Annotated in this window: 14 protein-coding genes and 1 pseudogene; 8 read left to right on the plus strand and 7 right to left on the minus strand. The window is 68.1% G+C overall.

Annotated elements, in window-relative coordinates:
• Positions 1–131: 131 nt before the first annotated feature.
• The 6 genes from LMJ29_RS16545 to LMJ29_RS16570 all read right to left on the minus strand — a co-directional run bounded on the left by LMJ29_RS16545 (position 132) and on the right by LMJ29_RS16570 (position 9,568).
• Positions 132–926 (minus strand): SDR family NAD(P)-dependent oxidoreductase, encoded by a 795-nt coding sequence (locus LMJ29_RS16545; RefSeq protein WP_229606620.1) that lies wholly within the window; start codon positions 924–926, stop codon positions 132–134.
• A 214-nt stretch (positions 927–1,140) separates the two neighbouring features.
• Positions 1,141–3,540, minus strand: coding sequence for an efflux RND transporter permease subunit (locus tag LMJ29_RS16550; protein ID WP_229606621.1), 2,400 nt, complete (start codon positions 3,538–3,540; stop codon positions 1,141–1,143).
• Entirely contained in the window at positions 3,537–4,670 is a 1,134-nt protein-coding gene (locus LMJ29_RS16555) for a WD40/YVTN/BNR-like repeat-containing protein (protein ID WP_229606622.1), read from the minus strand. Before LMJ29_RS16555 ends, LMJ29_RS16550 begins: the two co-directional genes overlap by 4 nt.
• Positions 4,671–4,804: 134 nt before the next feature.
• On the minus strand, positions 4,805–6,157 hold the full coding sequence (locus LMJ29_RS16560) for a DUF1329 domain-containing protein (protein ID WP_229606623.1): 1,353 nt from the start codon (positions 6,155–6,157) through the stop codon (positions 4,805–4,807).
• 171 nt (positions 6,158–6,328) lie between these two features.
• The gene (locus LMJ29_RS16565) at positions 6,329–7,987 is read right to left on the minus strand and encodes a DUF1302 domain-containing protein (RefSeq protein ID WP_229606624.1); all 1,659 of its coding nucleotides are present in this window, start codon (positions 7,985–7,987) and stop codon (positions 6,329–6,331) included.
• Positions 7,988–8,212: 225 nt separating this feature from the next.
• Complete coding sequence (locus tag LMJ29_RS16570; protein ID WP_229606625.1) at positions 8,213–9,568, minus strand: DUF1329 domain-containing protein; 1,356 nt, start codon at positions 9,566–9,568, stop codon at positions 8,213–8,215.
• A gap of 471 nt (positions 9,569–10,039) precedes the next feature.
• Between LMJ29_RS16570 and LMJ29_RS16575 the strand changes: the two genes are divergently transcribed.
• Complete coding sequence (locus LMJ29_RS16575) at positions 10,040–10,948, plus strand: LysR substrate-binding domain-containing protein (protein ID WP_229606626.1); 909 nt, start codon at positions 10,040–10,042, stop codon at positions 10,946–10,948.
• Between the two features lie 29 nt (positions 10,949–10,977).
• Here LMJ29_RS16575 and uraH read toward each other — a convergent pair whose 3' ends face one another.
• Entirely contained in the window at positions 10,978–11,328 is a 351-nt protein-coding gene (uraH, locus tag LMJ29_RS16580; RefSeq protein WP_229606627.1) for a hydroxyisourate hydrolase, read from the minus strand.
• A 206-nt stretch (positions 11,329–11,534) separates the two neighbouring features.
• On the opposite strand from uraH, the gene uraD reads away from it, so the two are divergent.
• The 7 genes and pseudogenes from uraD to LMJ29_RS16615 all read left to right on the plus strand — a co-directional run.
• Entirely contained in the window at positions 11,535–12,050 is a 516-nt protein-coding gene (gene uraD / locus LMJ29_RS16585) for a 2-oxo-4-hydroxy-4-carboxy-5-ureidoimidazoline decarboxylase (RefSeq protein WP_229606628.1), read from the plus strand.
• 112 nt (positions 12,051–12,162) lie between these two features.
• Positions 12,163–13,365 carry a urate hydroxylase PuuD gene (locus LMJ29_RS16590; RefSeq protein ID WP_229606629.1) on the plus strand — a complete coding sequence of 401 codons (1,203 nt, stop codon included), beginning with the start codon at positions 12,163–12,165 and terminating at the stop codon, positions 13,363–13,365.
• Between the two features lie 29 nt (positions 13,366–13,394).
• Positions 13,395–14,333 carry an allantoinase PuuE gene (puuE, locus tag LMJ29_RS16595; RefSeq protein ID WP_229606630.1) on the plus strand — a complete coding sequence of 313 codons (939 nt, stop codon included), beginning with the start codon at positions 13,395–13,397 and terminating at the stop codon, positions 14,331–14,333.
• A 17-nt stretch (positions 14,334–14,350) separates the two neighbouring features.
• Positions 14,351–15,385 (plus strand): allantoicase, encoded by a 1,035-nt coding sequence (gene alc / locus LMJ29_RS16600; protein WP_229606631.1) that lies wholly within the window; start codon positions 14,351–14,353, stop codon positions 15,383–15,385.
• Positions 15,382–15,879: an ureidoglycolate lyase gene (locus LMJ29_RS16605; RefSeq protein ID WP_377655664.1), complete on the plus strand. Its 498-nt coding sequence runs from the start codon at positions 15,382–15,384 to the stop codon at positions 15,877–15,879. The genes alc and LMJ29_RS16605 overlap by 4 nt, the downstream gene beginning before the upstream one ends.
• Positions 15,880–16,162: 283 nt before the next feature.
• A complete protein-coding gene (gene prpC, locus LMJ29_RS16610) occupies positions 16,163–17,290 on the plus strand; it encodes a bifunctional 2-methylcitrate synthase/citrate synthase (protein ID WP_229606632.1) in 1,128 nt (375 codons plus the stop codon).
• Between the two features lie 130 nt (positions 17,291–17,420).
• Positions 17,421–18,772, plus strand: a pseudogene (locus LMJ29_RS16615) (bifunctional aconitate hydratase 2/2-methylisocitrate dehydratase); the annotation flags it as partial.

Genomic DNA, 18,772 nt, shown 5'->3' on the forward strand with positions numbered 1-18,772 from the left:
CCCCTGCCCGGCTCTTGGCCGGTTTTATCGTGATGGCCCCGTCTGGAAACGGGACAGGCGGCCGGTAACTTACGCTACCCGGCCGCCCGGATGCCACTGGCGCTTGGTCAGACCACACCGCCCAACGCAGCTCAGGCGATGCTCTCGACGATCCCGCCATCGACCCGCAGCGCGGCGCCGGTAGTGGCGCTGGCCTGCAGCGACGCGGCGTAGACGCACAGGCTGGCCACCTCCTCGGGACTGGCGAAGCGACGGATCAGCGAGGAAGGCCGGTTCTCCTTGAGGAACAACACCTCCATCTCCTCCCGGGAGATCCCGCGCTCTGCGGCCATCTGCGCAAAGAAGGCGATCACCCCTTCCGTGCGGGTCGGTCCGGGCAGGATGGTGTTGACGGTCACCCCGCTACCGGCCAGCACCTTGGCCAGCCCGCGCGATAGCGCCTGCAGCGCCGCCTTGCTGACGCCGTAGTGGACCATTTCGGTGGGAATGTTCAGCGCCGACTCGCTGGAGATGAACTGGATCCGCCCCCAGCCCCGCTCCCGCATGCCCTGCGCGTAATGGCGCGACAGACGCACCGCGCTCATCACGTTGATCTGGAAGATCTCTTCCCAGTCGGCGTCTTCGATGGCGAAGAACTCCCTGGCGCCGTAGACGCCGAGGTTGTTGACCAGGATGTCGGCCTGCGGCTCCTCGGCGATCAGCGCCTGGCAACCGGCGGCGGTACCGGCGTCGGCCACCACGCCGCGGGCCAGAGCGCCCGCGCGACTGTCGCGCAGGCTGGCCAGCGCGGCGTCGACCCGCGCCTGTTCGCGGCCGCAGACGACCACGCTGGCCCCGGCATCGGCCAGCCCCCTCGCGATGGCCAGGCCGATACCGCCGGTGGAGCCGGTCACGATGGCGGTCTTGCCGGTAAGGTCGATGATCATGCTTGAACTCCTGTGATTGCAGGTGATGGGGCGGCGCACGGACTTGCCCTGACAACGGTAGCAGCAGGTCGACGTCCGACAGGCGCGGTATCGCTGGCCCGCGAGGAAACGACACAGGCGACCGGTAACGTGCGCGACCGGCCGCCTGGCCCGTGCAGGGGCGAATTTATTCGCCTGTCGAGGCATTCCGGCGAATAAATTCGCCCCTACAGGTTCAGGCCGCGACGACCTGGCGCGGCCGCAGCAGGAAGTGCGCCAGCGCCGGCAGCAGGATCAGCGCGCCGAGCATGTTCCAGACGAACATGAAGGCGAGCAGGATGCCCATGTCGGCCTGGAACTTGATCGGCGACCAGGCCCAGGTGGCCACCGCGATACCCAGGGTGATGCCGGTCAGCACCACCACCTTGCCGGTGAAGATCAGCGCCTTGTAGTAGGCCTCGGACAGGCTCATGCCCTCCTTCAGCCGCGCCAGGGTCACCGTCATCACGTACAGCGCGTAGTCCACGCCGATGCCGACGCCCAGGGCGATCACCGGCAGGGTGGCGACCTTGACGCCGATGTTCAGCCAGACCATCAGCGCCTCGCAGAGCACCGAGGTGATCATCAGCGGCACCACCGCGCAGATCACCGCTCGCCACGAGCGGAAGGTGACGAAGGCCAGCACGATCACCGCGGCGTAGACCAAGAGCAGCATCTGCACGTTGGCCTTCTTCACCACGATGTTGGTGGCCGCCTCGATGCCGGCGTTGCCCGCGGCGTTGAGGATGCGGATCTCCTCGCTGCCGTACTGCGCGGCGAAGCTTTCCACGGTATTGACCACGCTGGTCAGGGTGTCGGCCTTGTGGTCCTTGAGGTAGGCGTAGACGGTCAGCAGATCGCAGTTCTGGTTGAACATCTCGCGCGGCGCGCGGGTGATGATGGCGTTGAGCATGTCCTGCGAGCGCGGCATCTCGAACCACTTGAGGCTGCCCTCGTTCATCCCGGCGTTGGCCACCTTGGCCAGGCCCGCCAGCGAACTGGTGGTCTCCACCCCCGGCAGCTGCTGCAGCTCGCGCTCGAGGGCGTCCACCGTGCGCAGGGTGCTGTAGTGGGCGCAGGCGTACTGCGGGGTGCGGATCATCACGATGTAGACGTCGCTGCTCGCCGCGTAGTTGGCGACCATGAAGGCGTTGTCCTGGTTGTAGCGCGAGTCGGCGCGCAGCTCCGGGGCGCCCGGATCGGTGTCGCCGATCTTCAGCTGGAAGCTGACCATCAGGCCGAACACGCCCATCGCCAGACCCAGCGCCACCGCCAGCCCGGCCCAGGGCGTGCGGGTGAACAGGTCGAGGAAGGCCCAGAACGGGTGCTTCCTGTGCTCGGTGTCGCCCGCCTCCTGCAGCTCGGCCCTGAGGCTGCGCTGCGCGGCGACCGGGCTGACGCCGGTGTAGGACAACAGGATCGGCAGCAGCACCAGGTTGGTGAAGATCAGCACGGCGACGCCGATGCTGGCGGTGACGGCCAGGTCCTGGATCACCTGGATGTCGATCACCATCAGCACCGCGAAGCCCACGGCGTCGGCCAGCAGCGCGGTCATGCCGGCGAGGAACAGGCGGCGGAAGGTGTAGCGCGCCGCCACCAGCTTGTGGGTGCCGCGGCCGACGTCCTGCATGATGCCGTTCATCTTCTGCGCGCCGTGGCTCATGCCGATGGCGAACACCAGGAAGGGCACCAGCACCGAGTACGGGTCCAGCTCATAGCCGAGGGTCGGCAGCAGGCCGAGCAGCCAGACCACCGCGATCATCGAGCAGGCCACCACCAATAGGGTGCTGCGCAGGCAGCGGGTGTACCAGTAGAGCACCCCGGTGCAGATGACGATGGCGGCGGCGAAGAACAGCAGCACCTGGCGCAGGCCGTCGATCAGATCGCCCACCACCTTGGCGAAGCCGGTGACGTGGATGGCGACCTTGTCCGACTCGTACTTGCCGCGCAGCTCCTCGATGCGCTGCGACAGCGCATGGTAGTCGATGCGCTCGCCGGTCTCGGCGATGCGCTCCTGCAGCGGCACCAGGACGATGCTCGAGCGGTAGTTGGCCGCCACCAGCTGGCCGATCTCGCCGGAGCGCTCGACGTTGATGCGCACCTGCTCGAGGCTCTCGGGCGAGCCGTCGTAGTCGTCGGGGATCACCGGGCCGCCGTCCAGGCCGTCCTCGGTGACGCCGGTCCAGCGTACCGCCGGCGCCCACAGCGACTTCATGTACGGGCGGTCGACGCCGGGCAACAGGAACACCTCGTCGTTGAGCTTGCGCACGGTGTCGAGGTACTCGGCGTCGAAGATGGTCCCCTCCTTCGCCTCCACGGCGATGCGCAGGGTGTTGCCCATGCCGGCCAGCTGCTTGCGGTTCTCCAGGAAGTTGGCGATGTACGGGTGGCTGGTGGGGATCATCTTCTCGAACGCCGCATTCAGCGACAGACCGAGCGCCTGGTAGCCGAGCAGCAGCGTGGTGAGCAGGCAGAGGACGACGATCGCCAGGCGGTTGTTGAACAGCAGCCGCTCGGCGAGGGTGCCGGAGCGCTGGTCGAACTCCTTGAGGTCGGCGATGACCGCCTCGGCGGGCAGGGACTGGACGTGGCTCATTGTTGGACTCCCGAAACCTGAACCCGTGAAGCGAGCGCATCCGGCTCGACGCGCGACAGGCCGCGCGCACCGGAGAGGATCAAGGCGCCGTCGGCGGCCTCGGCGATGCCGGTCAGGCCAGTGCCGGGCTGCACCGCCAGGGCGGCGAAGTGCTGGCCGCCGTCGGTGCTGCGCAGCAGGCGGCCGCTCTCGTCGGCGAGCAGCACCGAGCCGTCGCGCAATTGGCGGCCGGCGCTCAAGGTCAGCGGCTGGCCGAGCTCGACGCGCTGCCAGCTCACCCCGCCGTCCGCGCTGCGCCAGGCGTTGCCGCGCAGGCCGTAGGCCAGCAGGGCCTCGCCGTGCAGCTCGAGGGCACCGAAGAAGGTGCCGGCGTAGGGCGTGCGGATCTCGGCGAAGCTGGCGCCGCCGTCGACCGAGCGGAACAGGGCGCCCTGCTCGCCGGCGATCAGCAGCGAGCGGCCGTCGACCTGGATCTGGTAGAGGTGCTTGCCGCGCGGGTTGGGGATCTGCCCGACCAGCGACTGCCAGCTCTTGCCGCCGTCGACGGTCTGCAGGGCCAGGCCGTAGGCGCCGACTACGTAGCCGCGCAGCTCATCCACGAAGCGCACGCCGAGGAACGGCTTGTCCGGACCGTCTGCCACCAGGTACTCGGCGCTGCGCAGCGCGGCGGCGGCGCCCGCTTCGCCGGCCTCGACGCGGCGCTTGGCGTCGTCGCGGATCACTTCCGCGGCCTGACTGCCGTCGAGCTGGCGCTGCCAGGTTTCGCCGCCATCGCTGCTGGCCAGCACCACGCCGCTGTGACCGACCGCCCAGCCGTGGCTGGCCGAGGCGAAGTGCACGTCGGTGAGCGCCACGCTGACTGGCACGCTTTTGGCCTGGCGCCAGCTGCGTCCGGCGTCGTCGGAGAGCAGCACGGTGCCGCGCTCGCCGACCGCCACCAGGCGGTCGCCGGCGCGGGTCACCGCCAGTTGCAGGCTGTGCTGGGCCCGCACGCTCTCGCGGGCGGGCAGATCGAGCAGGTCGGCCACCTTGGCGCCGCCTGCGGCTTGGGAGGGGCCTGCCAGGCAGGCCAGGGAGAGCATGGCGGCAGCCAGGGCTGTCCGCCGGTGGAGCGGAGTGGGCGCGTGCATGATGCGTACTCGAATCCGACCCCCGCCTCCGCTGGCACCGCACACGGCGCCGGCAGGGCGGGAAAGTCTTGGGAGGGAACTCCGGCACCGCGCGCGGGGCATTGGTGCCGGGACTGCGACCTGCTGCGACGAACTCAGCGCACGCCTTCGGCAGCTACCGCATCACCCGTGAAGTGCGTCTCCGGCTGGCGCTCGACCACCTTGTAGACCGCCTCGTTGAGCGACTGGGTAGTGCTCATGGTGTTGGCCTGCAGGTTGAAGATGTGCGCCGGCTTGAGCGCCAGCATCGGCGTGGAGGGCAGCACGAACGGGGTGATCTGGGTGGTGCGCCACAGCTTGCCTTCGCTGTCGTAGCCGTCCATCAGCAGGACCATCCAGGAGTCCTCGTCGATGTAGAACTTGCGCTTGGGCACCGCATGGCGCTTGCCGCTGGCCACGTTGGCCTCCACTTCCCAGACCCGGTGCAGCTCCCAGCGCACCTTGTCGGGGTTTAGGTGGTGCTGGCCGTAGGCCTCGTCCAGCTTGGCGGTGACCACCTCGTTGGCGTTGTAGGGTACGTACAGCTCGCGCTTGCCGACCAGCTTCCAGTCGTAGCGGTCGATATGGCCCATCAGGCCCATCACCTCGTCGAAGTAGTTGGCGCCGGAGGCGACGAAGTCCGGGGTGTCGTAGGCCACGGTCGGCGCGCGGCGCACGCGGCGCTGGCCGACCAGGTACTGCCAGGCCTGGCGCGACTGCTCGATGTCGATGCTGTCGCGGAACACCAGCGACTCGCCGGCCTTGAACGGCGGCGCGATGGTGGCGAAGCGCTGCAGGAAGTACTCGCCGCTCCAGGTGTTGGCCGAACCGTCCTTGTAATAGTACGGGTACTGGTTGGACTGGTCGTTCATGGTTGCCAGGGTGCGCGAGCCATCGGCGGTCAGCACGATGTTCTTGAAGTTGGTCACCTCGGTGGCCTCGTTCTCGACCCGCAGCAGGTGGTTCCAGATCACCTCGATGCCCGCCTTGGGAATCGGGAACGGCACGCCGCCGTAGCAGCCTTCCAGCGACTTGCCGCCGTCATTGAGCTGGCAGCTGGTGGCGTTCTTCGCGGTGTTGTCGTAGACGTACTGCGGCGCCGCGGCGGTGCGGTGGGTCGGGTAGACGTCGACGCGGAAGCTGTCCGGATACTTCTTGAGCAGCGCCTGGGTGCCCTCGGAGAGCTTGTCGGCGTACTGCGCCAGGTTCTGCGCGGTGATCTTGGCCAGCGGCTTCTCGCCGGGGAACGGCTGCACCGGGACGTCGCCGACCTTCTCGCCGGCGGCCACGCCCTTGGCGCCGGTCCAGGCCGGGATGCTGCCGTCCTTGTTGCCGGCCTGTTCGCCGCCCATCGGCGTCAGGCTCTTGCCCAGCGCGGCGGCCTCCTCGGCGGTGACGGCGGCCTGTGCTCCCTGGGCGCCCATCAGCACGGCAGCCAGCGCTGCCCACAAAGCGGTTTTCTTGTGCATTGTTGTTCTCCTCGCCTCTGGGGGGGTGGAGTTCGTCCACGATCTGCTGCGCGTCGGCCATGCTGCGTTGAAAGCGGCTTCGGAATGCTCATTTACAACTCGTAAACTCCGCTTCCTCAGCCGCTTTCGCCTTGCCTGGCTCTAGCTCGCGAGATCGTGATCTGACTCCTGTTAGAAAGTGCGCTGCACGGAGAACGACACGAAGTCGCGGTCGCCGTGGAAGTTGTCGTAGGAAAGCTCGGGGACCGCGGTGTCGTACTTGATCACCGAGCCGTCCGGGCCGTAGTAGTGGGTGAAGCCGACGCTCGCCTGCCAGGTCTTCTGGTACTCCGCCTTGAGGCCGATGCTGACGTTGCCGCCGTGGTTGGCCGGGAACAGCGCGCCGTTGACCGAGGAGCGGCCGAACAGGCCGTAGCTCAGGCCGATCGGCACCTGCAGGTCGAGGCCCGGGGCCACCTGGAAGTACTCGGGGGTGAAGATGAACTGCAGCGCGCCGGCGTCGCGGGTGGCTTCCGGATCGAGCTGGTCCTTGTTGTCGGTGACGCTCAGGCGGCGGTTGAAGGCGAACTCGCCGATGAACGAGGCGCCCTGCCACAGCGGGGTGGCGCCGAACACCGAGATCGCCGACAGGTTGAGGTGCATGGTGCGGCCTTTCGGGAAGGCGGCATCGTCGCCGCCGTCGGCGCCGACGCTGGAAGGCACGATCACCGTGTTGCCGGTGGCCACCAGCGGCATGTCGTCGCGGAACGACAGCTCGCCGGCGACGTTGGTCTCGCCGACCAGGGTGCTGAAGCTGAAGCCGACGGTGCGGATGTCCTCGGCATACACCATCTCGTAGCGCATGGTGTCCGGGTACAGGTAGAACTGCGGCATCTTGTCGTGGTACTGCGCGGCGTAGATGCCGTACTCGGTGTCGCCCGACTTGAACTTGAGCTGCACGCCACCCTGCCCCGAATCGCGGGCCTCGATGTCGTCGGCGCGCAGCGCGGTGACGCCCGGCCCCAGGATCAGCGACTCGCCGCCCTCGTCGACGAAGTCGGCGAAGCTGAAGTAGCTGCCGGCGGCCGGCAGGCGGCTCTTGCGCCATTCCAGCTGGTAGTAGGCGCCGATCGACACGTCGGAGTTGAGTTGCAGCTGACCGGCCACCTGGCCGACCGGGCGGAGGATTTCCTTGAACTGCGAGTTGGGCACCGACAGCGCCTTGATCAGGTCCAGCGAGGTCTGCGCCGCGGCGATGCCGTTGGAGCCGAAGAACAGGCTCTCGCCGTACAGCTGGGTGAAGCGCCCGGCCTTGGCGTTGAGGTTCATGTCCGCCGGGGCGAAGCTGCCGTAGACGAAGGCGTCGAGCAGCTCGGCCTTGCGCCCGTGCAGCTTCTCGGTGTCGTCGGTGAACTCGTCGTAGTCAGCGCTGCGCGAGTTGACCAGAGCGCCGCCGAGGGCGCCGGGGTTGTCGTTGTCCTGGTTGTAGACGTCGTCGTACCAGGCCGCGCCGCTCAGGCGCAGGCCGTAGTTGCGCTTGTAGCGCAGGTCGAACTCGGAGAGCAGGTCGAGGCGGTTGGAGATCAGCCCCTTGTCGAAGTTCTGGTCGCCGTCGTTGGTGTTGGCCTGCACGCCGAGGGAGTCGTCGGCGATGTCGGAGTCGACGTCGCTGGTGCGCCAGGCGGCGCTGTACTTGACCGTGTTGTCCCACGACATCCGCACATCGGAATTGCCGCTGTCGATCGGGAAAGCGAAGGCCGGACTGGCTGCCGACAAACCTGCAACCGCTCCAGCGACCGCAAAGAACAATTTCTTCAGGTGGAACTTCGGCAGACTGGCGCTGTTGCCCATGTCTTGATCCTCGAAATCTTATTGTTGTTGTCAATTTCGCTCGGCTCTCGCGGACACCGCTTTCTCGGCACCCGCCCCGCATTCCAGCGGTGTGATTGACAAGCTATTGCCGGCGAGACTTACCGTCCAATACCAATGCGGGCCTCTCTCGATACCCGGAAGGTATCGATATGCGCGCAGCGCCAGCTCCGGGCTGCAAGGCCCGGAGCTAACGCGGTACGCGACTCAACGCACGCCGTCGCCGGCCACCGCCGCGCCGGTGAAGTAGCTCTCCGGCTTGGGCGGCACCACCTTGAAGTCCTCGCCGTTGAGCATCTGCACCACGCTCATGGTGCTCGCCTGCAGGTTGAACACCACCGCGGTGCGCAGCAGGGTGGCCGGGATGGCCGGCACCGCGTAGGGAATCGACTGGGTGGTGCGCCACAGGCGGCCGTCCTTGTCGTAGCCGTCGACCAGGGCGATCAGCCAGGCGTCCTCGTCGAGGTAGTAGCGGCGTTTGGGTACCGCGTGGCGGCGTCCGTCGGCGAGGCTCGCCTCCACCTCCCAGACCCGGTGCTTCTCCCAGCGCAGGTGCTCGGGGTTGAGGTGATGCTTGGCCAGCGCCTGCTCGGCGCTGACTGCGAGCAGGCCGTTGGCGTTGTAGGGGATGAGCATTTCCCGCTTGCCGACCAGCTTCCAGTCATAGCGGTCCAGCGCGCCGAAGAAACCCTGCACCTCGTCGAAGTAGTTGGCGCCGGAGGACACGAAGTCCGGGGTGTCGTAGGACACCGTGGGCGCGCGGCGCACCCGGCGCTGGCCGACCAGGTACTGCCAGGCCTGGCGCGGGTACTTGCCGTTGATGCTGTCGCGGGCGACCAGCGCCTCGCCGGACTTGTACGGCGGCTCGACGGTCAGGTAGCGGAACATCGCGTATTCGCCCGACCAGTCCTCGGGGCGGGCGTCCTGGTAGTACGGCGGGTACTGGAAGGCGATCTCGTTGCGCGTGGCCAGCGTGTGGCTGCCGTCCGCGCTGCCGACGATGTTGCGAAAGCGGTACTCGATGGCCGGCGCCTCGACACGCAGCAGGTGGTTCCACATCACCTCGACGCCCTGTTTGGGGATCGGGAAGGGAATGCCGCCGATGCAGCCGGTGATGGTGTCCCAGCCGTCGCGGATGCTGCAGCGCTGCGCGTTCCTGGCGACGTTGGCGTAGACCGCCGGCGGCGCCGCGGCGGTACGGTGGCTGGGGTAGACGTCGAGGTGGAAGCTGTCCGGATACTTCTTGAGCAGCTCGCGGGTGCCGTCGGAGAGCAGTGCGTCGTAGGCGGCCATGTTGCTGGCGCTGACCCGGTACAGCGGCTTCTCGCCGGGGAACAGCTCGACGGGGATGTCGCCGAGCATCCGCCCGCCCGGCGCCTGGGTCAGCCCGCCCTGCCAGGCGGGAATGCTGCCGTCGGCGTTGCCCGCCCGCTCGCCGCCCAGCGGCGTCAGGCTGCCGTCGGCCAGCCGCGCCGCCTCCTGTGCGTCGACTGCCGCGTGCAGCGCCGGCGCGCCCAGCACGGCAACCGCCAGGGCCATTCCTAGTGTGGTTTTCCGGTACATCGAAACATCCTCGAAGCGGGGATTTCCGACCGGGAATGGCGCGACTGGCGACCACCGCAAGCCCGCCAGACAATTGATCGCAGCTGGGCAAGTTTGCGCGAACAACTCGCCAGGCAATATCGACCCACGCCGCTCTTCAATAATAAAGAACAGCTGCTAATTGGTCGCGCCATTAACTTATCGAGCCTGGCGGATAATTATCCGCACCCGCGCCAATACCCTGCGCAGGCCCATCGACCGCAGAGCAAAGTCCCTGCCGGCGCCCGCCTGCGCCCTTCCCGGAGAAAATCTCGTTGTTATTGTAAATTCCGGTTCCTTGTGTATTTTGATTACGCCACTTCGCCGCGAGTTGCCGGCCAAGTGCGCTGGAAATCTATTGGCCGCCTTTGGCGGCGTCCAATACCATCAGAATGCGCCGCCGCTACCGCAAAGGTATCGAGTGGCCGTCCCGCTCCGACACAGGCTGCCCGCATGGATCTTCGCCATCTCCGTTACTTCATCGCCGTCGCCGAAGAACAGAACATCGGCCGGGCCGCCGCGCGCCTGCACATCTCCCAGCCGCCGCTGACCCGGCAGATCCAGCAGCTCGAGGAGGAGCTGGGCGTGCTGCTGTTCACCCGCACCCCGCGCGGCATGGAGCTGACCCCGGCGGGCGAGCAGCTGCTCGAGGAGGCGCGCAACATCCGCGCGCTGGTCGAGCAGGCCACCGAGCGCACCCAGCGCGCCGGCCAGGGCAAGCTCGGCCGCCTGGACGTCGGCATCTTCGGCTCGGCGATCATCGACGTCATTCCGAAGCTACTGGAGGCCTTTCGCGGCGCCTATCCGGACGTCAAGGTCGTGCTGCACAGCATGAACAAGAACGAGCAGATCGAGGCGCTGCGCCAGCGGCGCATCAATATCGGCTTCAACCGGATCATCACGCCGCTGCCGGACATCGCCTCCGAGCTGGTCTCCACCGAATCGCTGCTGCTGGCGGTCAACGCCAGCCATCCGCTGGCCGAGAAGGCCGTGGTGCCCTTCCACTCGCTCGCCGATCACCCGCTGGTCATGTTCCCGGCAGGCAGCCGTCCGGGCCTGATCGACAAGGTGTTCGGCCTCTGCCAGCAGGTGGGCTTCGTCCCGCAGGTTTCCCAGGAGGTCGGCGACGTCATCTCGGCCATCGCCCTGGTCGCCCGCGGCTTCGGCGCCTGCCTGGTCTCGCAGTCCACCTCCGTGCTGAGCCTGCCGGGGGTGGTCTACCGCCCGCTCAGCGGCCTGCCCGACAACGCGCAGATCGACCTCAGCTGCATCTTCCGCGCCGACGACCGCTCCCCCATCCTCGAAGCCTTTCTCGAGGTGCTGCGCGACTTCCGCCACCAGGAACGCTCGCACGGCGCCTGAGCGCCGGGACAGCCGCGGAACAGGCCGCTTCAGCTGCCCCGATAGGTCGAATAGCCGTACGGCGAGACCAGCAAAGGCACGTGATAGTGGCCCTGGTCGCCCAGGCCGACGCGCAACACCACCACGTCGAGGAACGCCGGCTCGGCCAGGGCGACGCCGCGCCGGCGGTAGTAGTCGCCGAGCTGGAAGTGCAGTTCGTACACCCCTGCCACCAGGCTCTCGCCCTGCAGCAGCGGCTCGTCGCAACGGCCGTCGGCATTGGTCGTCACCTCGCGCAGCAGGCTCCGCCGTTCGCCGTCCAGTCGATACAGCGCCAGCGCGATACCGGCCCCGGGACAGCCGTGGCTGGTATCCAGAACGTGGGTCGTCAACTTTGCCATCTTGCCTGGCGCCGCGCGGGCGTGCGTTGCGGCGCCATCCTCCTTGGTCGGAAATGTGGCCGATCGCCGGCAGGAACATCCGGGCCTTGCCATGACCGCGCTGCGCCAAACCGGCGGGATCGCGCAAAAACCTGACCGGGCGGGCAAGTTTTTGCTACACAACGTATAGCACCGCCTCATCGCCAGCCTGTCAGCGGAGCGTGCCAATGACTGCCTTCGCCAGCCTCAAGCCCTCGACCTTGCCCCGCGCAGCCTTCGTCGCCGCCTTCGCCGATATCTACGAGCACTCGCCCTGGGTGGCCGAACGGGTGTTCGCCCAGGGCATCGGCAGCGACGACGACGCCATCGAGCACCTGCACGGACGCATGGCGCGCGTGCTGCTGGAGGCCGGGCGCGAGGCCCAGCTGGCGCTGATCAACGCCCACCCGGACCTGGCCGGCAAGGCAGCCATGCGCGGCGAACTGACCGCCGCCTCCACTGCCGAACAGGCCGGTGCCGGAATCGACGCGTGCAGCGCCGAGGAGTTCGCCCGCTTCGGCGAACTCAACGCGGCCTACAAGGCCCGCTTCGGCTTCCCCTTCATCATGGCGGTGAAGGGCAGCGACCGACGGCAGATCCTCGCCGCCTTCGCGCAGCGTCTGCACAACACGCCCGAGCAGGAATTCGCGCGCGCCCTGGCGGAAATCAACCGGATCGCGCTGCTGCGCCTGCAGGCGCTGTAGCCGCGCGCCCCGGCAGCCAAGCTCCAAGGCGGAGAGTCAGCCGAAGAAAGCGCGCCCGCGCGCCTTCGCCACCCGAACGACAGGCCCGCCCGGCGGGCAAGGGGTATCTGGCGTGGAAGGACACTTCACCGAATGGCTGAACCTTAGCGTGCGCTGGATCCACATGATCGTCGGCATCGCCTGGATCGGCGCCTCCTTCTACTTCAACTGGCTGGAGAACAACCTCGAGCGCAGCAACCCGCGCGAGGGGCTGGCCGGCGACCTCTGGGCGATCCATGGCGGCGGCATCTACCACCTGGAGAAGTACAGGCTGGCGCCGCCGCAGATGCCGGAACGCCTGCACTGGTTCAAGTGGGAGGCCTACAGCACCTGGCTGTCCGGCGTGGCGCTGCTCGCCGTGGTCTACTACCTCAATCCCGGCCTGTACCTGCTCGCCCCCGGCAGCGACCTCGCTCCGGCCGCCGGCGTGGCCATCGGCCTGGGCTCGCTGCTGGTCGGCTGGTTCGTCTACGACCTGTTGTGCGACTCGCCGCTGGGCCGGCGGCCCGTGCTGCTCGGCGCCGTGCTGTTCGCCCTGATCGCGTTCGCCGCCTGGGCCTATGCGCAGGCGTTCAGCGGCCGCGGCGCCTATATCCATACCGGCGCACTGATCGGCACACTCATGGTCGGCAACGTGTTCCGCGTCATCATCCCGGCCCAGCGCGCGCTGGTGAAGGCCATCGCCGAGGGCAGCCAACCCGATCCGCGCCTGCCGGCCAAGGGACTGCTGCGCTCGCGACACAACAACTACTTCACCCTGCCGGTGCTGTTCATCATGATCAGCAACCACTTCCCGAGCACCTACGGCAGCTCGTACAACTGGCTGATCCTCGCCGCCCTCGCCGCGCTCTCGGTGCTGGTGCGCCACTACTTCAACACCCGCCGGCACAGCCAGAAATTCGCCTGGACCCTGCCAGCCGCTGCATTGGGCCTGTTCTGCCTGGCCTTCGTCAGCGCACCCGAACGAACCGCCGCACCGCCAACCGCCAGCGCTGCGGCCAGCGGCACGCCAAGCGGCCAGTTCGCCGCGGTGCGCGCGGTGATCCAGGCGCGCTGCAGCCCCTGCCACTCCGCCCAGCCGAGCAGCACGTTGTTCAGCAGCGCGCCGGCCGGCGTGATGTTCGACAGCGCCGAGCAGATCCGCCAGCTGGCGCCGCGGATCCAGGCCCAGGCGGTGGCCAGCCAGACCATGCCGCTCGGCAATATCACCCAAATGACCGTCCAGGAGCGCGCACTGCTCGGCGCCTGGATCGCCAACGGCGCGCCGATCGACTGACCTTTCGTCCAACCACTGCGGACCCAGCCATGCCAGCAGACCAGAGCTACCCGCGCGACCTGATCGGCTACGGCCGCAACCCGCCCCACGCCAACTGGCCCGGCAACGCGCGGATCGCCGTGCAGTTCGTGCTCAACTACGAGGAAGGCGGCGAGAACTGCGTGCTGCATGGCGACCCCGGCAGCGAGCAGTTCCTCTCCGAGATGTACAACCCGGCCAGCTTCGCCGACCGCCACCTGTCGATGGAGTCGATCTACGAATACGGCTCGCGGGTCGGCGTCTGGCGCCTGCTGCGCGAGTTCGAGCGCCGCGAGCTGCCGCTGACCGTGTTCGCCGTGGCCATGGCACTGGAGCGCCACCCCGAGCTGACCGCCGCCTTCGGCGAGCTCGGCCACGAGATCGCCTGCCACGGCTGGCGCTGGATCAGCTACCAGAACGTCGCCGAGGACGTCGAGCGCGCCCATCTGCAGCAGGCCATGGCCAGCATCCAGCGCCTCACCGGCGAGCTTCCGCTGGGCTGGTACACCGGCCGCGACTCGCCGAACACCCGCCGCCTGCTGGTCGATCACGGCGGTTTGCTCTACGACTCGGACTACTACGGCGACGACCTGCCGTTCTGGACCGAAGTGACCGCCAGCGACGGCCGCCAGGTCCCGCACCTGATCGTGCCCTACACCCTCGACAGCAACGACATGCGCTTCGCCCTGCCGCAGGGCTTCTCCCACGCCGACGAGTTCTTCAACTACCTGCGCGACAGCTTCGACGTGCTGTATGCCGAGGGCGCCGAACGCCCGGCGATGCTCAGCGTCGGCATGCACTGCCGCCTGCTCGGCCGGCCGGGCCGCTTCCGGGCCCTGCAGCGTTTTCTCGACTACATCGAGCAGTACGACCGGGTCTGGGTCTGCCGGCGGGTGGACATCGCCCGCCACTGGATCGCCGAGCACCCCTACCCGCCTTGCCACCGTTGAAGCAGGAGTCTTCCGCCATGGCCCTCCCCGGCACCCCCGTGATCGCCCCGCCCGCCCAGTTGCCCGAGTGGGCCGCCAGGGCGGTCGACCTCGCCAGTCCGCGCCTCGGCGCCCAGGCGCTGTGCGCCTCCGACGCCTTCTTCGCGCCGCTCGAGCGCATGCTCGACCCGGCGCCGGCGGTGTTCCATCCGGGCCGCTACGACGACAACGGCAAGTGGATGGACGGCTGGGAAACGCGGCGCAAGCGTCACGCCGGCCATGACTGGGCGCTGATCCGCCTCGGCGTGCGCGGCACGATCCGCGGCTTCGACGTCGACACCAGCCACTTCACCGGCAACTATCCGCCGGCGGTGTCCATCGAGGCCTGCGTGTGCGCCAGCGACGAGCTCGACACCCTGCAGGCGGCGAGCTGGCGCGAAATCCTGCCGCCCAGTGCCCTGGGGCCGAACAGCCATCACCTGCTGGAGTCGGCCAGCGGCGAGGCCTGGACCCACCTGCGCGTCAACATCTTCCCCGACGGCGGCATCGCCCGCCTGCGCGTCTACGGCCAGCCGGTGGGCGGCCTGGAAAGCGCCGGCGACGGCCTGGTCGACCTGCTCGCCATGGTCAACGGCGGCCGCGCCCTGAGCTGGAACGACGCCAGCTTCGGCTCGTCGGTCAGCAACCTGCTGCTGCCCGGCCGCGGCCTGAGCATGGGCGACGGCTGGGAAACCCGCCGCCGCCGCGAGCCCGGCAACGACTGGTGCGTGCTGCAGCTGGGCGCTGTCGGCAGCGTCGAGCGCATCGAGGTGGATACCGCGTTCTTCAAGGGCAACTACCCCGATCGCTGCTCGCTGCAGGCCGCCTGGGTCAGCGGCGGCACCGACCAGTCGATCACCACCCAGAGCATGTTCTGGCCGCTGCTGATGCCCGAGCAGCCACTGTCGATGGACGCGCTGCACGAGTTCGCCGAGCAGGTGCTGCCGCTGGGGCCGATCAGCCACGTGCGCTTCAACATCCACCCCGACGGCGGCGTGTCGCGCCTGCGCCTGTGGGGCAGGGTCGCCCGATGAACGGCCTGCAGCTCATCCCGGCGCCGCTGGAGCGCACGGCCTTCGCCCCCTTCGGCGAGGTGATCGAGGCCGGCGAGGCGGTGCGCCACTTCACCATCAACGCCGGCAACACCGAGCGCTACCACGACCTGGCCAATATCCAGCCGGGCGCGGACGGCCGGGCGATCGTCTCGATCTTCCGCGCCCAACCGCGCCAGCTGCCCTTCACGGTGACGATGATGGAACGCCACCCGCTCGCCAGCCAGGCGTTCATGCCGTTGTCCGGGCGGCCCTACCTGGTGGTGGTGGCGCCGGCCGGCCCGGCGCCGCAGGTCGAGGATCTGCGCGTGTTCCTCGCCCGCGGCGACCAGGGGGTCAACTACGCCCCGGGCGTCTGGCACCATCCGCTGCTGGCCCTGGGCGAGGTCTCGGACTTCCTGGTCATCGACCGCAGCGGCCCCGGCGCCAACTGCGACGAGGTCGAGCTGGTGCCCGGCGGGGTGATTCCCGGCTGAGCGGGATCGCGCCCTGCCGGGCGGAAAAAAGGCCCGTGGGCAGTGCCGACAGGCCCGCTCTTGAGCGGCTGCCGATCCGCCCGCTCCACCCTCCGCTCCACCCATTTCCACCCGAAAATCCACCCGCGGCTGGACGCGCGCGCCCTGGGCCGCCTGCTAAAAATCGGCCCAGCTCGGATGACCAACCCACCGCACGAGGCCCCGCCCCGCGGCGTTCCGGCCGAACGGAACACCCCGCCCCCGGCACCTCGGCGAGACCCAAAAAATCCAAGAGGAAAACGTCATGGCTGAAGCAAAAGTGCTCAGCGGCGCCGGCCTGCGCGGCCAGATCGCCGGACAAACTGCCCTGTCCACCGTCGGCAAGGAAGGCGCCGGCCTGACCTACCGCGGCTACGATGTGCGCGAGCTGGCCAAGGACTGCCTGTTCGAGGAAGTCGCCTACCTGCTGCTGTACGGCGAGCTGCCCACCAGCGCCCAGCTCGACGCCTACCAGACCCGCCTCAAGGGCCTGCGCGATCTGCCCCAGGCACTGAAGGAAGTGCTCGAGCGCATCCCGGCCGACGCCCATCCGATGGATGTGATGCGCACCGGTTGCTCGATGCTCGGCAACCTGGAGCCGGAAGCGAGCTTCGATGCGCAGCGCGACATCGCCGACCGCCTGCTCGCCGCCTTCCCGGCGATCATGTGCTACTGGTATCGCTTCTCCCATCAGGGCGTGCGCATCAATTGCGTCACCAACGAGGCCGACCTCGGCGGTCACTTCCTCGCCCTGCTGCACGACAAGAAGCCCAGCGAACTGCACCGCAAGGTGATGAACGTGTCGCTGATCCTCTACGCCGAGCACGAGTTCAACGCCTCGACCTTCACCGCGCGCGTGTGCGCCTCGACCCTGTCGGACCTGTACTCCTGCATCACCGGCGCCATCGGCTCGCTGCGCGGCCCGCTGCACGGCGGCGCCAACGAGGCGGCCATGGAGATGATCGAGAAGTTCGCCTCGCCCGAGGAAGCCACCGCCGGCACCCTCGCCATGCTGGCGCGCAAGGACAAGATCATGGGCTTCGGCCACGCGATCTACAGCGTCTCCGACCCGCGCAACGAGGTGATCAAGGGCTGGTCCAAGCAGCTCGCCGAGGAAGTGGGCGACACCGTGCTGTTCCCGGTTTCCGAGGCCATCGACAAGGTCATGTGGGAGCAGAAGAAGCTGTTCCCCAACGCCGACTTCTACCATGCGTCCGCCTACAACTTCATGGGCATCCCGACCAAGCTGTTCACCCCGATCTTCGTCTGCTCGCGGGTCACCGGTTGGGCCTCCCACGTGTTCGAGCAGCGCGCCAACAACCGCATCATCCGCCCGAGCGCCGAGTACACCGGCGTCGAGCCGCGCGCCGTGCCGCGCATCGGCCAGCGCTGAGTAGCAGGTTTATGGGAGCAGTACCGGGAAAGAGGCTGGTCGCCCTCGCTTTCCCGGTACTGCTCCCATTCTTTTGTCCGCCGTTTCATCCGGCACGCCGCATACCATCGACATGAATGGAGATATCGCCTTGCTCGCAAGTTATCGCCAACACCTGGAAGAACGCGCCCAGCAGGGCCTGCCGCCCCTGGCCCTGAACGCCGAGCAGACCGCCGCCCTGGTCGAACTGCTGAAGAATCCGCCGGCTGGCGAAGAACAGGTCCTGGTCGATCTGATCACCAACCGCGTCCCCGCAGGCGTGGATGAGGCCGCCTACGTCAAGGCCGGCTTCCTGACCGCTCTGGCCAAGGGCGAAGTCGCCTCGCCGCTGCTGAGCAAGCAGCGCGCCGTCGAGCTGCTGGGCACCATGCAGGGCGGCTACAACATCGCCACCCTGGTCGAGCTGCTGGACAACGCCGAGCTGGCCAACGCCGCCGCCGAGCAGCTCAAGTACACCCTGCTGATGTTCGACGCCTTCCACGACGTCTCCGAGCGCGCCAAGAAGGGCAACGCCGCCGCCAAGGCCGTGCTGCAGTCCTGGGCCGACGGCGAGTGGTTCCTGGCCAAGCCGGCCGTGCCGGAAAAAGTCACCCTGACCGTGTTCAAGGTCCCGGGCGAAACCAACACCGACGACCTGTCCCCCGCTCCGGACGCCTGGTCGCGCCCCGACATCCCGCTGCACGCCCTGGCCATGCTGAAGATGGCCCGCGACGGCATCGAGCCGGTCCAGCCGGGCTCGGTCGGCCCGCTGCAGCAGATCGAAGCCGCCAAGGCCAAGGGCTTCCCGGTCGCCTACGTCGGTGACGTGGTCGGTACCGGTTCTTCCCGCAAGTCCGCCACCAACTCGGTGCTGTGGTTCTTCGGCGACGACATTCCGTTCGTGCCGAACAAGCGCGCCGGTGGCTTCTGCTTCGGCACCAAGATCGCCCCGATCTTCTACAACACCATGGAAGACGCCGGCGCCCTGCCGATCGAATTCGACTGCACCAACCTGGCCATGGGCGACGTCATCGACGTGTACCCGTACGCTGGCAAGGTCTGCAAGCATGGCACCGAAGAAGTCGTCACCACCTTCGAACTGAAGACCGACGTGCTGCTCGACGAAGTCCGCGCCGGCGGCCGTATCCCGCTGATCATCGGCCGCGGCCTGACCGAGAAGGCCCGCGCCGAGCTGGGCCTGGCGCCGTCCACCCTGTTCCACAAGCCGGAAGCGCCGGCCGACAGCGGCAAGGGCTTCACCCTCGCCCAGAAGATGGTCGGCCGCGCCTGCGGCGTCGAAGGTATCCGTCCGGGCACCTACTGCGAACCGAAGATGACCACCGTCGGCTCCCAGGACACCACCGGCCCGATGACCCGCGACGAGCTGAAGGACCTGGCCTGCCTGGGCTTCTCCGCCGACCTGGTGATGCAGTCCTTCTGCCACACCGCCGCCTATCCGAAGCC

This window comes from Pseudomonas oryzagri, from assembly GCF_020831405.1.
Taxonomy (GTDB): domain Bacteria; phylum Pseudomonadota; class Gammaproteobacteria; order Pseudomonadales; family Pseudomonadaceae; genus Geopseudomonas; species Geopseudomonas oryzagri.